Raw genomic sequence first — 13,154 nt, 5'->3', positions numbered from 1 at the left:
ACCCACCCGAACCGCTCGTCCCCCGACCCGTGTGGTCACGGCCGGGACCTGCGCACCGAAGGGGGCGGACCCCGCCGGCGGCGTCGGACACGAACGGCGCCGGGGCGATCGCCACCCCGGCGCCCGTCCGTCTCGGGCAGCCGGGCGGCGCGGGCACCGCGGTGGCTCACCGGCCCCCTCGGCCGGGCCCTCGGCGGCTGCTCGGCTCCGGGGATGCCCCCTTCACGCGGCCGCGCGCCGGGGGAGAGCAGGGTCGCCGTCGCGAGCCGTGTCCTCGCGGGAGGCGAGCAGGCCCGCGACGAGCTGGACCGCGAGCACAGCCCCCAGCGCTGCCATGGGCACCGTCCAGCCGCCCGCCAGGCTGTGGACCGCGCCGAGGCCGAACGGGCCCAGGGCGGCGACGAGGTAGCCCGTGCCCTGCGCCAGAGTGGACAGCGCCGAGGCGTGCGCGGCGTCGGGCGCGCACCAGACGATGAGGCTCAGGGCCAGACTGATCGCGGCCCCCTGCCCCAGGCCGAGCAGCACCATCCACAGGTAGACGAGGGAGACCGGGGCGGTGGCCAGGCCCGCGTAGGCCACCGCGCACAGCGCGACCGTGGCGATCACGGCAGGGGCTCGGCCGCCCGGGCGCCGCCCGAGCGCGGGCGTGAGCAGGGAGGCGACGATGCCCGGGAAGGTGGAGAAGGAGAGCATCCAGCCGGCCTGTCCGTCGGACATGCCCGCGTCCTGGAGCAGCGACGGTACCCAGGACAGCATCGCGTAGTAGCCCAGGCTCTGGGTGCCCATGAAGACGGTCACGGCCCAGGCGGTCCGGTCGTGGGCCAGGGCGCGCAGGCCGGGCCCGCCGCGCAGGCCGGCCGTCCGGGCACCCGGAGCTTTGGGGCTCGCGGGCGCGGAACCGTCGAGGACGAGCCGGTGGTCGGCCGCCTGGGCGGCCCGGCGGCCGCCGGTCTGCGGCAGCCAGAGCAGGAACGCGGCGATCGCGGGCAGCGCCCACAGCGCGAGCGTGTGCCGCCAGCCGGTCCCGAGGGCGTTCTCCAGGGGGATGGTCAGTCCCGAGGCCGCCGCCGCGCCGACGAACAGGGAGGTCGTGTAGAGGCCCATCATCAGGCCCGACCGGTGGGCGAAGTCGTGCTTGATCAGGCCCGGCATCAGCACGTTGGCGACCGCGATCGAGGCGCCCGCGACGACCGTCCCGGAGAACAGCGCGGCTGTGGACGGCTGGAGCCGGACCAGTACGCCGGCCGCCAGCAGTAGCATGGTCACGCCCAGCAGCCGGTGCATGCCCCACCGGCGGACCAGCGCGGGGGTGGCGAAGGCGAAGCCGCCGAAGCACAGGACCGGGATGGTGGTGAGGATCCCGGCGGCCGTGGAAGAGAGCGGCTGGCCGTGCTCGATGCCGTCCAGGACCGGGCCGACGCTCGCTATGGCGACGCGCAGGTTGAACGCCGCCAGCAGCAGCCCCGCCGCCAGGAGTACGAGACCGCCGCGACGGCCCCGGCCGACGGCGGCGGCAGCCGGAGCGGCAGCCGGTGCGGTGGCGGTCATGGCGGTCGGCGCGGGCGGGGCCGTGGTGGTGGTGGCGTGCCGCGTGGACGGGGTCGGTGCGGTGGCGGTGGCGGCCGGCGGGGCGGAAGTGGCGGGCGCGGTCCCGGAGGCGATGTCGGGGGCGACGTCGGGGTCCGGGTGCGAGGACTGTTCGTACATGGGGACCAGTCCACTCGCGACCCGCATCTGCGGTCGACCGTTATTCTGATTCATTATGCCGATTTTCCGCCATGCGGCCGGGGAGCAGTCCCACGACCTGGAACACCGTGAGCGCACCCCGGTCCACCGCCACGGCCAGGGCCACCTGATCTATCCGGCGCGCGGGGTGCTCTCCGCCTCCGCCTCGGGGCAGACCTGGATCATCCCGGCCAACCGCACCGCCTGGATACCCGCGCACTTCGACCACTCCCACCGGGCGCACGGGCGCACCGACATGCGGATCGTCTTCGTCGCCGCGGCGCTCGCGGTCCAGCTCCCGGACCGGCCGGCCGTGCTGTCGACCACCCCGCTGGCCCGCGAGGTGCTGCTGTCACTCACCGACCCGCACCCCGTCGCGCGTACAGCGGCGGCCCGCGACCGGCTGCGGCACGTCGTCGTGGACGAACTGGGGCCGGCCCCCGAGGAGCCGCTGCACCTGCCCGAGCCGCAGGACCCGCGCCTGCGTGAGCTGGCCCGGATCATGGAGGAGGACCCGGCGACGACGGCCACACTCGGCGAACTGGGGCGGGCCATCGGGGTCGGCGAGCGGACCCTCAGCCGGCTCTTCCGTGAGGAGATGGGCACCGGATTCACCCAGTGGCGCACCCAACTCCGGGTGCACCGTGCGCTGGTGATGCTCACGGCGGGCGCGGGCGTGCTGGAGACCGCCCACGCCTGCGGCTGGTCCAACCCCAGCACGTTCATCAACAGCTTCACCGCCCTGGTCGGCCAGACCCCCGGCCGGTACCGCCGCAACCTGCCCGCCGGGTGAGCACGTCGTGACCGGTGTGGAGATCCTGTCCGACGCCTCCCGGCCACAGACGGCCGGCACCGCTTCGCGGCGCGCGCCGGTGAGTCGAATTCCCGTCTGTTCCCCGGCGCGCCAACTCGCTTTACTGTTCCTTGCCTTGGGACGAACGGGGAGGCTGATGGACAGGGAGATGCCGATCGGGTGGGTTGTGGTGATCGCCTTGCTGTGCTGGTCGGTCTACGGAGTGTTCGTATCGATCCGCAGAACCGTGCACCGAAGGGGGCTGCCGCAACCGTCACTCGCCCCCGGCCAACTGGAGGCGTGTCAGGGCCAGGCGTTCCGCGAGATCTGCCGCCGGGCCGCGAACCCGGGCCCGCGCGTGGTGATGACGGACTACTTCACCGAGCGGGGATGGAACCGGGCGGACGTCCTGAACATCCTGGCCGAGCCGATCAAGCACAAGCTGATCAAGGTCAAGGGCTGGCGGTTCGGCGGGTACGGCGTGACACGCAAGGGCTGGACCGAGTACGAGACGAAGTTCATCTGGGCAGGAGGCGAAGGAGTGCACATCTCGTCCGCGTCGGGCGGTTTCCTCGTGGCGAACGTCAACAGCCCCCAGGCCGTGGCCCACGGCGGCTACGGCAACCGGGCACAAGGACCTGACATCTCCCACCAGCAACTGATCGACGCCCTGCGGACGGACGCGGACACCGCGACCCCTAACGAGGCGGTACGGGCGCGGGAGTACGCCGACGACCTGGCCTCGGCCGTCGACGCACAGGACACCGACAGGACCACCCGCATCCTGGGAAGGATCAACGCTCTCCTGTCCACGGCGACCGCCGCCTTCGCGCTGACCCGCGATCTGCTGCCGCCCGGCTCGTAGGGGCCCGGTCCCACCGCGGCCGGCGCCCCTCGGCGAGCTCGTGTCACGGGCTCTGCGGGCAGGAGCGGAGGAAGTCGAGGAGGGCCTCGTTCACCTCGGCCGGGCGTTCCTGCTGGGTCCAGTGCCCGCAGCCCGTCAGTTCGACAGGGGCGCGCCGCAGGCCGGGCATGCGGTCGCAAAGGCTCCTGATCAGTTCGGGCGTGCCGGGGAAGGCGGGAACGGGGTCGCGGTCGCCGTAGACGTACAGGGACGGCACGGTGACGACTGCGTCGGCCCACGGTGCGGTCAGTTCCCAGTTGCGGTCGAGGTTGCGGTACCAGTTGAGCGCACCGGTGAAGCCCTCGGAGAAGCTCTCGGTGAGCGCGTCGAGGTCGCTCTCGCTGAGCCACCCCGGCAGGGTCTCGGGATCGGGCATGGCTGCGAGCCAGCCCCGTTCGGGGTCGACGAGCGGCTGCTTGACGTCCCCCGGAGCCTCGCCGGACGCCGAGTAGAGGAACTTCCGCAGTGCGGTGCGCGTGTCCCGGGCGAACTCGGCGTCGGCGACACCGGGGCGGTCGAAGTAGTTCCAGTAGAAGCGTCCGCCGAAGGCCCTGTCCATGGCGGCCAGCGGCGGCTCCTTGCCCCGGAACGGCGGCGGCACGCTCAGGCCCGCCACCCCGAGGACCAGGTCCGGGCGCATCAGCGCGGTGTGCCAGGCGACCGGTGCCCCCCAGTCGTGCCCGACGACGTACGCCCTCTCCTCGCCCAGGGCCCGGATCAGCCCGACCACGTCAGCGACCAGGTGCAGGATCGTGTACGCCTCGACGTCGGCGGGATGGTCGCTGCGTCCGTAGCCCCGCTGGTCCGGTGCCACCACGCGGAACCCCGCTTCGGCCAGGGGAGCGAACTGGTGGCGCCAGGAGCGCCAGGACTCGGGAAATCCGTGCAGCAGCACGACCAAGGGGCCTTCGCCCTGCTCGGCGATGTGCAGCCGGACCCCGTTCACATGGACCACGCGGTGCTCGATCATGAGCTGAGCGTACGCGCCGTCGCTCGGCGCGGGCGGTGTCCTCCGCGTGGCCGGTGTCCTCACCGTCACGCTCCCGGACGCCTGTGAGGGCTCGTGCGCGCAGCGGCTCCCGCCGCCCGGTGCTCACCGCCTAGAGTCGGACGTCATGCGCATACTCGTCGTGCAGCACGACTCGGACCTTGCGGCAGCGATGTCCGGGTGTCTGCTCCGGATCGGCTACGACATCGACGTGGCAGCCGATCTCGCCGAAGCCGGCCTCAAGTTGGGCGGCGCCGCCTGGCACGGTCTGGTGGGCGACCGGGCGCAGCCCGACGGAGACGTCCTGCGCCTGGTCGCCGCCCACCGCCGGGCCGGCTGGACCGGTTCGGTCCTGATGCTCACCGCGCTCGATTCGCCCGGTGAAAGGGCGTCCCTCATCCAGCAGGGCGCGGACGACTACCTGGTCAAGCCCTTCACCACCGCCGAACTGGCCACCCGTGTGCGGGTCCTGTGCCGCGCCCCCGTGGTCGCCGACCGGGCGTCCCGGCTGCGCTTCGGCGATCTGGAGGGGGACGGGCACGGCGGCCGGTTCACCCGCGCCGGGGTACCGCTGACCCTGACCGGCCCGGAGGCCGCGGTCCTCCAGGCCCTCCTGCTGGCCGGTGGCGCGCTGGTGACGCGGGACCGGCTGGCCACGTACTGCGTCGGCGGACAGCACCGGCCCGAACCCCACGCGGTCGAGGCGCTGATCGGCCGGCTACGCCGTCGGCTCGGTGACCCGGACCCCATCCAGACCGTCCGCAGGATCGGCTACCGCCTGGTCGACCCCGCCTGAGACGGCGACTCGGCGGGCGGCCGAGGGGCCCGCGGCCGGGCCCGCGCTCACCTGCGCCCCGGGCGTCCGCCGACGCTCAGGCAAGAGGCCCCGGACACGTACGTGAAGCCGCCACGGGTGTCTGCGTGCTTATGCGGTGGACCGGGCCGCGTCAGCGGTGCCCGGCCGTCCGCCCGGGACGCAGCACGTCGAACCGGACGTCGTGCCACAAGGCGCGGCGCCCGGACGTGTCGTCGGCGGCCAGGCGGTCGCCGGGGACGGCCCAGAACCTGACCGGCGTGGCCTCGGCGGTGACCGCCGGCCAGCCCGGGTCGCCGGTGGCCGCGAAGTCGGCCCAGCAGCGGAGCATACGGCGGGACAGGGCACGGTCGTGGCCGTCTGGGGCGCCCCCGATGAGGAAGTCGGCGCCGGCGGCGTCCAGGTTGCCGAAGGCGAAGGGGATGTCCGCGGTGTGCCAGGGCCTGGCCTCTTCGCGCCTGCGGGCGAAGCGGGCCAGGAACGCCCGGCCGCCGGCTTTCGCGTGGTGCTCGGCCAGGCGGGTGGTGTACTCGCCGAACCGCGCGTCACCGAAGATCGTGAGGTAGCGGTCGAGCACCGGGGAGCCCGGCATCGACGCGCGGTAGCCGTCGACCAGGTGCGCCGGGAGGTGCAAGGCCTCGGCGAAGTCCGCCAGTTCGGCCTCGGTGACGACCTCCCGTACGGCTCCCACCGCGTGGAGGAACCAGTATTCGTCCAGGGTGTGGCACACCAGCAGGTCCACCTCCCGCGCGGCCCCGGTCCCGCGGGCGAGCGCGCGGAGCGGGTCCGTGTGCAGCGCCTCGCCGTCGACGACGGGTTGGAAGATCACCGGGTCGAAGGCGTGGACGGCCGCCACGGGGTCGGTACCGCAGCGCGCGGTGACCTCGTCGGAGGCGGCCACCAGCGCCTCGGGCGGCACGGACAGCAGTCCCGCCGCCGTCGCGGCGACACCGGCTTCCACCGCGATCCGCCCGGTGACCGCGGCGGCCAGCTCGACGGTGAAGAACGTGTCGGGCACGCTGTGGGCGATGGCCCGCCGGAACAGCCCCCGTGTCCGCTCCATGGCCATCAGGCAGGCCACCGAGCCGCCACCGGACGAGTGCCCGGCGACGGTGACGTTCCCGGGGTCGCCGCCGAAGGCCGCGATGTTCTCCCGGACCCAGCACAGCGCGGCGACCTGGTCGAGCAGCCCGCGGTTGCCGGGGAGCCCGGGCACCTGGCCGAAGCCCTCGAAGCCCACCCGGTAGTTGCAGCTCACCACGACCAGTCCGGCGCGGGCCAGGGCGCTCCCGTCGAAGTCCGGCTGGGCGGAGGAGCCGAAGGTGTAGGCGCCGCCGTGGATCCAGAAGAACACCGGCGACCCGCCACGGCCCGCGTGCTCGGGCACCCACACGTTGACGGTGAGGATGTCCTCGTCGCCGGGGCGCCACACCGGCGCTCCGGGCAGCTGCGCCGACTGCGGGGAGACGGGGCCGAAGGCGGTGCAGTCGCGGACCCCGCCCCAGGCCGACGCCGGCTCCGGCGCCCGGAAGCGGCGGGCCCCGAAGGGCGCGGCGGCGTACGGGACACCGAGCACGGCGGTGACACCGCCCCCGACCCCGCGGCCTCGCACACGGCCGCTCGTCGTCCGGAAGACCGCTTCCCCACCGCGTGGGCGCACGCGCCACTCACCCTTCACGGGCACGGACTCCCGTCGAGGCGAAGGCGGGTCACCGGCCCCCCGGGTCGGCGGGTTCGGCCACTCGGAAGCGCTCCGCGACGACGAGGGTGTCGTCGTCGATGACCGGGGTGTGTCCCAGGTACTCGCTCACCCCCTCGCTCCGGAAGAACGCTACGTGGGCCGCCCGCCACTCGGCCGCGTCGCAGTAGCCGCGGCCCTCCGCCCGCGCGAAGTCGTCGTCGATCTCCCTGATGGGAACCACGCGCACGTCGACGAGTTCGATCGTGACGGCCGGACGGCCCTCGGAATCGAGCACCGAGAAGCGCTGACCCGGCACCGGCACCGCCTCCCCGGCGTGCTCGTAGATCTCCAGGAGTCCCGTGAGCGCGGTCTTCCGGCCGCTCACGATCGCCGCCACACCGCGGTCGCGCTCCGGACCCGGGAAGGCGAGTTCAAGGGCCGGAAGGTCGTCATGTCCCATCCGGCGAATGTACGGAGCCCGCCCGCGTCGATCAAGGGCCACCGCGGCGTTGGCGCCCGCCCCACGGCGAGCACCGTGCCCCGGCAGACGGCGGCACCGTCCCGACGCGCGGTACAGAGGCCTGGCCCCGGCCCGTGTGACGCGTGTCGGGACGGGTAGGCGGATCAACCGGATCATTTGATTCCGCTTTGGTTCTGTCGTCGCGCGAAGCCCGAGGAGCACCCGTGAACAAGCTGATGCGACACATCACGACCGCGAGCATCACCGCCGTGGCCGTCGGAGGCACCCTCCTGGCCGGTGGGGGAGCGGCGGTGGCGGCCACCCCGCAGCACAGCGGCCGGCCCGGCCACCCGGCTCCGGTGGCAGCCCGTCACGAGCCCGCGCCACGGGCCGCCGCACACCACCGCCTCGACCCGTGGATCATGGACCAGCTGCGCCTCTTCGAGCCGGCTGTCGCCCGGCGGATCGCCGTGTACGAGCCCTGGGTCCAGGACCAGCTGGCGTGGTTCACCGCGCACGGGAACTGCGCCTGACCGACACGGGAGGCGGATCATGCCTGGTCGGCCCGGCCGCCGGCACCGAGCAGCCCCGTCGCTTCGAACGGCTCGGCGGCGGTGAGGAGCGGTAGTTCCCGGCGTGCCACCAGGGTCACCACAGCGGGCATCGCGGCACGTACGAGCTGGGCCGCGCGAAGCCAGCGGGGCACGTAGACCGAGGGGCGGCGCCGTTCGATCGCGGTGACCAGCCGGCCCGCCACGTGCTCGACGGCGTACACCTTGCGTGCGGGCGGCGGCATGTGGCCGCGCAGCTCCCGCAGCACCGGGTACTGGTCGCTGTCGCGGATCATGTCGGTGTCGGTCCAGTTGATGTACGCGATGCCGACCCCCACGTGCCGGTGGGCCACCTCTGCTCGCAGCGAGTGCGCGAACGACTCCGCCCCGGCCTTGGAGGCGCAGTACGCGCTCATCATCGGCGCCGCGCCGAGGGAGGCGAACGAGGCGACCTGGAGGAAGTAGCCGCGCGTGCGGAACAGGTCCTCGACGAACGTCCGGGCGGTGGCGGCACTTCCGATGAGGTTCACCTCGATCACCCGGCGCCACACCGCGGGGTCGGAGCCCGCGAACGGGCCGCTCTCGGCCACGCCCGCGTTCGCGATCACGACGGAGGGCGGACCGAGCCGCGCACGGACCTCCTCCCCGGCCCGGGCCATGCCCCGGTCGTCCGTGACGTCGACCTCCCAGCACTCGCTGACACCGGGCAGGGACGCCCCGAGCCGCGTCAGCAGCCGCTCCTCACGCCCGAGCAGCGCCACCTTCGCTCCCCGCGCGGACAGCTCCCGTGCCATCGCCGCCCCCAGCCCACGGGCCGCTCCGGTGACGACGGCCGTCCGCCCGCGCAGGGGGTTCTCGGTGACCGGCATGGAACGGTCCTCTCACGCGGCAGTGTCCGTCCCGCTCACCGTAAGGACGGACGGCGCCGACGGCATGCCGGGAGCCGTCGCGCCGGCCCCCGCGGGGCCTCGCCGGGCCGGCGGCGCCGCCCTGGGAGGCGCCCTGGCGCACCACCGTCCACGCCCGCCCTGAGCGTTTCGGCGGTGTCAGGCCGTGGCGTGGCGGCTCAAGGCTGCCTGCCGGTGGCCCTCGGGCCGGGCGCGGGGCGGTCCGCCTGCCGCGGTGCGGTCATGTCGAGCAGGAGCAGGGCGTCGTGGTCCGGGGTGCCGGGTTCGGCGGTGTAGACGCCGATGCGCCGGCCGGGGCTGCCCTCCACGTGCAGCGACTGCGAGGTGAGGGTCACCGTGCCGACGTCGGGGTGGCGGAACGTCTTGTGGGCGGGCTTGCGGCCGGTCACTTCGTAGCGTTCCCACAGCCCCGCGAAGTCCGGGCTCTTGAGGAGGAGTTCGCCGACCAGGTTGGTCAGGTCGGGTGCGTCGGGGGCGGTGCCGGCGACGGCGCGCAGCCGGGCGACACAGGCGGTGATCTGCCGGTCCCAGTCGGTGAAGAGGTGGTGGGCCGCCGGGTGCAGGAAGAGGTAGCGGGCGAGGTTGCGCTGTGTGACGGGCCAGTCCGCCAGACCCGCGTACAGGGCGAGGCCGCCGGGGTTCCAGGCGAGCACGTCCATGCTGCGGCTGATGACGTAGGCGGGGTTCGGGCGCAGTGATTCGAGCAGCAGCTTGAGGTGGGGGCCCACGGTACGGCTGGGCGCGGGCGGCGGTTGCGCGGTGTAGCGGGCGGCACGGGCGGCCAGCTCCCGCAGGTGCTGGTGCTCCTGGTCGTCCATGCGCAGGGCGCGGGCGAGCGAGTCGAGGACGGCGGGGCTGGGGCGGGTCTCCTTGCCGCGCTCCAGGCGCACGTAGTAGTCGATGCTGATGCCGGCGAGGGTGGCCACCTCTTCACGGCGCAGGCCGGGGGTGCGGCGGACACCGGCGCCGACGGTGAGGCCGACGTGTCCGGGACTGGTCTGGGTGCGGCGGGCCCGCAGGTAGCGGCCCAGCTCGGCGCCCCCGCTGTGCGCGCTCTCGGATGCCATGACTCCAGTCTCGTCTGCCCGGCACCCGCCGCGTGGGTGAGAGGGGGGCCCTGTCATTACCCCCGAAGAGCCCGCCCTGCCACGCCGGCGCGATCCGGGCGAAGGTGAACGAACAGGAGGCCGGAACCCCGGCCGACGCCGGAGCCGGCCACGGGCACGAGGCGGCAGGCCGGGCGGAAGCGGGGGTGCCGGGTATGCCGCCGATCAGAACGAAGAGGCGAGATGCGCTACACAAAACTGCGTGACCTGGAGGTTTCCCGGATCGGTCTGGGCGCGATGGGCATGTCCCACGGCTACACCGGGTCCGGCACCGACGAGGCGGAGTCGATCAGGACCGTGCACCGGGCGCTGGAGCTGGGCGTCACGCTCGTCGACACCGCCGAGATCTACGGGCCCTGCACCAACGAGGAACTGCTCGGGCGGGCGCTGAAGGGGCGCCGGGAGAAGGTGGTGCTGGCCACGAAGTTCGGTCTGGTCTCCCACGGCGGTGACGGCGCCTGGAACCTGGACTCCGGCCCCGCCAACGTCCGCACCGCCGTCGAGGGCTCCCTGAGGCGGCTGGGCACCGACCACATCGACCTGTACTACCAGCACCGGGTGGATCCGAACACACCGATCGAGGAGACCGCCGGCGCCGTCGCCGAGTTGATCGCCGAGGGCAAGGTAGGTGCTTTCGGGCTCTCGGAGGCCGGCCCGGACACGATCCGCCGCGCCCACGCCGTCCAGCCGGTCACCGCGGTCCAGTCGGAGTACTCGCTGTGGACCCGCGGCATCGAGGAACGCGTCCTGCCGGTCCTGCGGGAGCTGAACATCGGCCTGGTGCCGTTCTCCCCGCTGGGGCGCGGCTTCCTGACGGGCACCATCCGCTCCACCGACCAGTTCGACACCTCCGACTTCCGGCGCGGCAACCCGCGCTTCTGCGGGGAGAACTTCCGGCGCAACCTCGCCATCGCCGACGAGGTGCAGGCCGTGGCCGCCGAGGTAGGCGCCACGCCCGCACAGGTGGCGCTGGCCTGGCTGCTCGCCCAGGGCGACGACATCGCGCCGATCCCCGGCACCAAGCGGGTCAGCCGCGTCGAGGAGAACACCGCTGCCGACGCGATCACGCTGACCGGCGCGCAGCTCGACCGGCTCGGCAGCCTGCCGCCCGCCGCGGGCGCCACCCACAGCGAGGCGCAGGCGCGGATGCTCGAACGCTGACCGCGTACCCGGCACGGCCCCGCCGCCCGGCGCGCCAGCCCGCCCTCCGTGAGCGGCACCTTCCTCCCCTTGGGGCACCCCCCGGTAGCAACCCGCCCCTTGGAGCAACCCCCTTCGCAGCAACAACCCTTGAAGCAACCCCCCTCGTAGCAACACCTCCCCTTGGAGCAACATGCGTGCAGCAGTGATGTACGGAGCCGGAGACGTCCGCGTCGAGGACCGGCCCGATGCGAAGATCGTGCACCCGACCGACGGCGTGGTGCGCACCGTCGCCGCGTGCGTGTGCGGCAGCGACCTGTGGCCCTACCGGTCGATGCCCGCCACCGGCACCGGCCGCCCCATGGGGCACGAGTTCCTCGGCGTCGTCGAGGAGACCGGCGCCGGCGTGACCGGCCTGAAGGCGGGCGACCTGGTCGTCGCCCCGTTCACCTACAGCGACAACACCTGCGACTACTGCGCCAAGGGCCTGCACATCTCGTGCCGCGGCGGCGGCCGCTACGGCTTCGACGGCGTCGACGGCGGGCAGGGCGAAGCCGTCCGCGTCCCGCACGCGGACGGCACCCTGGTGAAGCTGCCGGTGGCCGCCGACTCCGCGCTGGTGCCGTCGCTGCTGGCCCTGTCGGACGTGATGACCACAGGCCACCACGGCGCCGTCACCGCCCGCGTCGGCCGCGGGGACACGGTGCTGGTCGTCGGGGACGGCGCGGTCGGCCTGTGCGCGGTCATCGCCGCCGGGCGACTCGGCGCCGAGCGGATCGTGCTCGCCGGCCGCCATCAAGGCCGCACCGGCCTGGGCCGCGCCTTCGGCGCCACCGACGTCGTCGCCGAGCGCGGCGAGGAGGGTGTCGCCCGCATCCGCGAGCTGACCGGCGGCGTGGACAAGGTCATCGAGGCCGTCGGCACCCGGCAGGCCCTCGACACCGCCCTGGGCGCGGTCGTGGACGGCGGCACCGTCAGCCGCCTGGGCGTCCCGCAGTACGAACAGGGGCCGATCGGCCCGGCCGCGTTCATGCGCAACATCACCCTCACCGGCGGGGCCAGTCCCGCCCGCGCCTACATCGAGGAACTGCTGCCCGACGTCCTCGACGGCACCATCGCCCCGGGCCGCGTCTTCGACCGGGCCTTCGCCCTCGACCGGACACCGGACGCCTACCGGGCCATGGCCGACCGCCAGGTCCTCAAGGCCCTCATCCGCCCGTGACCGTGTCACGCGCACCGCCGCGCCCGTGCTTCTCACGGCGTCTGCCCGCGCAAGGTCTTCGCGGTGACCGCGACCCCGGCCGCGACGGCGGCCGGCAGGGTGCCGGCGATCGCGGTCGCGAGGGTGGCGGTGTCCAAGCGCAGGCCCACGTCGGTGGAGCCGGCCTGGGAGAGGCCGAGGCCACGCCCGCCAGGCGGCCAGTGCATGGGGCGCCAGCCCGTCCGTGTCGTCCCGATCGCCTTCGCACCACCGGGCGCAGCCCCGCTTGAAGGCGAGGACTCCCAGCTCGCCCGCGAGATGCCCGGTCGGCTCGGGGACACGGCGGGTACCGCGGCGCGCCTCCACCGAGGCCGATCCGCTGCCGGCCGAAGGCCCGGTGGCGGCCAGGGGCCGCTCGCTCACGGCGCTGCTGGATCTCGCCTCGCACGGCCTGCGCAGCATGGCTGTCCGCATGCCGCGCACGGTCCACGACGAGGGGCGGGGCGGGTCCGCCGGCCTGCCGGCCGACGCGGCGCGCCGCACCGGGGTGTCGGGTTTGCCGGGCCGTCCGGGAGCGTGGCGGCCCCGATGGCGCGCTGTGGCTCATGCGCAGGCCGAGTCGCCCGGGCCGCGGGCGGGCGGTCTCTGCGAGGCGACCGCTGGCGCGATCAGGCCTGCCCGGGGGTTTGTCGTGGATCTGTAACGGCGCCGGGTGGGCGCAACGGGCGGCGGTCCCTTCCCCTCTGACTGATCAGCGGGGGCGCAACAGGGCGCCGTCGCGAGAAACAGGGTCTTCAAAGTTGAGCGGTGCGGAGGTGTCCGCGGGCTCGGCGGGTGGTGACGCAGCGTGTGCGTAGGCGCTGGTTCGTAGCGTTGCGGAACC

The 13,154-nt window shown here is 74.0% G+C and carries 13 protein-coding genes and 1 pseudogene; 7 read left to right on the top strand and 7 right to left on the bottom strand.

The genetic code is table 11. The features are described from left to right. Positions 1 to 222: 222 nt before the first annotated feature. The gene (locus tag ACFC02_RS22315; RefSeq protein WP_376359944.1) at positions 223 to 1,707 is read right to left on the bottom strand and encodes a CynX/NimT family MFS transporter; all 1,485 of its coding nucleotides are present in this window, start codon (positions 1,705 to 1,707) and stop codon (positions 223 to 225) included. A 55-nt stretch (positions 1,708 to 1,762) separates the two neighbouring features. On the opposite strand from ACFC02_RS22315, the gene ACFC02_RS22310 reads away from it, so the two are divergent. Both ACFC02_RS22310 and ACFC02_RS22305 read left to right on the top strand, forming a co-directional pair. Then, positions 1,763 to 2,518 (top strand): helix-turn-helix transcriptional regulator, encoded by a 756-nt coding sequence (locus ACFC02_RS22310; protein ID WP_376359941.1) that lies wholly within the window; start codon positions 1,763 to 1,765, stop codon positions 2,516 to 2,518. A gap of 157 nt (positions 2,519 to 2,675) precedes the next feature. Next, positions 2,676 to 3,383, top strand: a complete 708-nt coding sequence (locus ACFC02_RS22305) for a hypothetical protein (protein WP_376359938.1) — start codon at positions 2,676 to 2,678, stop codon at positions 3,381 to 3,383. 43 nt (positions 3,384 to 3,426) lie between these two features. Here ACFC02_RS22305 and ACFC02_RS22300 read toward each other — a convergent pair whose 3' ends face one another. Further along, complete coding sequence (locus tag ACFC02_RS22300; RefSeq protein ID WP_376359935.1) at positions 3,427 to 4,392, bottom strand: alpha/beta fold hydrolase; 966 nt, start codon at positions 4,390 to 4,392, stop codon at positions 3,427 to 3,429. A 145-nt stretch (positions 4,393 to 4,537) separates the two neighbouring features. Here ACFC02_RS22300 and ACFC02_RS22295 point away from each other — a divergent pair, with 145 nt between their 5' ends. Continuing rightward, positions 4,538 to 5,206, top strand: a complete 669-nt coding sequence (locus ACFC02_RS22295; protein ID WP_376359932.1) for a response regulator transcription factor — start codon at positions 4,538 to 4,540, stop codon at positions 5,204 to 5,206. A 151-nt stretch (positions 5,207 to 5,357) separates the two neighbouring features. Here the strand turns inward: ACFC02_RS22295 and ACFC02_RS22290 are convergent, their stop codons facing one another. Together ACFC02_RS22290 and ACFC02_RS22285 are read right to left on the bottom strand one after the other, a co-directional pair. Beyond that, positions 5,358 to 6,884 carry a carboxylesterase/lipase family protein gene (locus ACFC02_RS22290; protein WP_376359930.1) on the bottom strand — a complete coding sequence of 509 codons (1,527 nt, stop codon included), beginning with the start codon at positions 6,882 to 6,884 and terminating at the stop codon, positions 5,358 to 5,360. Positions 6,885 to 6,933: 49 nt separating this feature from the next. Further along, positions 6,934 to 7,365, bottom strand: a complete 432-nt coding sequence (locus tag ACFC02_RS22285) for an ASCH domain-containing protein (RefSeq protein WP_376359928.1) — start codon at positions 7,363 to 7,365, stop codon at positions 6,934 to 6,936. Positions 7,366 to 7,589: 224 nt separating this feature from the next. Here ACFC02_RS22285 and ACFC02_RS22280 point away from each other — a divergent pair, with 224 nt between their 5' ends. Continuing rightward, a complete protein-coding gene (locus ACFC02_RS22280; protein WP_376359925.1) occupies positions 7,590 to 7,898 on the top strand; it encodes a hypothetical protein in 309 nt (102 codons plus the stop codon). A gap of 17 nt (positions 7,899 to 7,915) precedes the next feature. Here ACFC02_RS22280 and ACFC02_RS22275 read toward each other — a convergent pair whose 3' ends face one another. Beyond that, on the bottom strand, positions 7,916 to 8,785 hold the full coding sequence (locus ACFC02_RS22275; protein ID WP_376359922.1) for an SDR family oxidoreductase: 870 nt from the start codon (positions 8,783 to 8,785) through the stop codon (positions 7,916 to 7,918). A gap of 197 nt (positions 8,786 to 8,982) precedes the next feature. Next, the gene (locus ACFC02_RS22270; RefSeq protein ID WP_376359919.1) at positions 8,983 to 9,891 is read right to left on the bottom strand and encodes a helix-turn-helix transcriptional regulator; all 909 of its coding nucleotides are present in this window, start codon (positions 9,889 to 9,891) and stop codon (positions 8,983 to 8,985) included. Positions 9,892 to 10,113: 222 nt separating this feature from the next. Here ACFC02_RS22270 and ACFC02_RS22265 point away from each other — a divergent pair, with 222 nt between their 5' ends. Next, on the top strand, positions 10,114 to 11,091 hold the full coding sequence (locus ACFC02_RS22265) for an aldo/keto reductase (protein ID WP_376359916.1): 978 nt from the start codon (positions 10,114 to 10,116) through the stop codon (positions 11,089 to 11,091). A 172-nt stretch (positions 11,092 to 11,263) separates the two neighbouring features. Beyond that, positions 11,264 to 12,292, top strand: a complete 1,029-nt coding sequence (locus ACFC02_RS22260) for a zinc-binding dehydrogenase (RefSeq protein ID WP_376359913.1) — start codon at positions 11,264 to 11,266, stop codon at positions 12,290 to 12,292. Between the two features lie 32 nt (positions 12,293 to 12,324). Here the strand turns inward: ACFC02_RS22260 and ACFC02_RS22255 are convergent, their stop codons facing one another. Next, positions 12,325 to 12,498 carry a hypothetical protein gene (locus ACFC02_RS22255; RefSeq protein ID WP_376359911.1) on the bottom strand — a complete coding sequence of 58 codons (174 nt, stop codon included), beginning with the start codon at positions 12,496 to 12,498 and terminating at the stop codon, positions 12,325 to 12,327. A 104-nt stretch (positions 12,499 to 12,602) separates the two neighbouring features. On the opposite strand from ACFC02_RS22255, the pseudogene ACFC02_RS22250 reads away from it, so the two are divergent. Further along, positions 12,603 to 12,872 (top strand): annotated as a pseudogene (locus ACFC02_RS22250) (3-beta hydroxysteroid dehydrogenase); the annotation flags it as partial. Between the last annotated feature and the right edge of the window lie 282 nt (positions 12,873 to 13,154).

Origin of the sequence: Streptomyces sp. NPDC056160 (assembly GCF_042268205.1) — a bacterium.
Lineage (GTDB): Bacteria > Actinomycetota > Actinomycetes > Streptomycetales > Streptomycetaceae > Streptomyces.
The sequence above is the reverse complement of the archived record's forward strand: the minus strand, read 5'-3'. Positions and strand labels throughout refer to the sequence as shown.

Coding starts and splice junctions, on each gene's coding strand:
- ACFC02_RS22315 (WP_376359944.1), bottom strand. CDS start 1,707: ATGTACGAACAGTCCTCGCACCCGGACCCCGACGTCGCCCCCGACATC.
- ACFC02_RS22310 (WP_376359941.1), top strand. CDS start 1,763: ATGCCGATTTTCCGCCATGCGGCCGGGGAGCAGTCCCACGACCTGGAA.
- ACFC02_RS22305 (WP_376359938.1), top strand. CDS start 2,676: ATGGACAGGGAGATGCCGATCGGGTGGGTTGTGGTGATCGCCTTGCTG.
- ACFC02_RS22300 (WP_376359935.1), bottom strand. CDS start 4,392: ATGATCGAGCACCGCGTGGTCCATGTGAACGGGGTCCGGCTGCACATC.
- ACFC02_RS22295 (WP_376359932.1), top strand. CDS start 4,538: ATGCGCATACTCGTCGTGCAGCACGACTCGGACCTTGCGGCAGCGATG.
- ACFC02_RS22285 (WP_376359928.1), bottom strand. CDS start 7,365: ATGGGACATGACGACCTTCCGGCCCTTGAACTCGCCTTCCCGGGTCCG.
- ACFC02_RS22275 (WP_376359922.1), bottom strand. CDS start 8,785: ATGCCGGTCACCGAGAACCCCCTGCGCGGGCGGACGGCCGTCGTCACC.
- ACFC02_RS22270 (WP_376359919.1), bottom strand. CDS start 9,891: ATGGCATCCGAGAGCGCGCACAGCGGGGGCGCCGAGCTGGGCCGCTAC.
- ACFC02_RS22265 (WP_376359916.1), top strand. CDS start 10,114: ATGCGCTACACAAAACTGCGTGACCTGGAGGTTTCCCGGATCGGTCTG.
- ACFC02_RS22260 (WP_376359913.1), top strand. CDS start 11,264: ATGCGTGCAGCAGTGATGTACGGAGCCGGAGACGTCCGCGTCGAGGAC.
- ACFC02_RS22255 (WP_376359911.1), bottom strand. CDS start 12,498: ATGCACTGGCCGCCTGGCGGGCGTGGCCTCGGCCTCTCCCAGGCCGGC.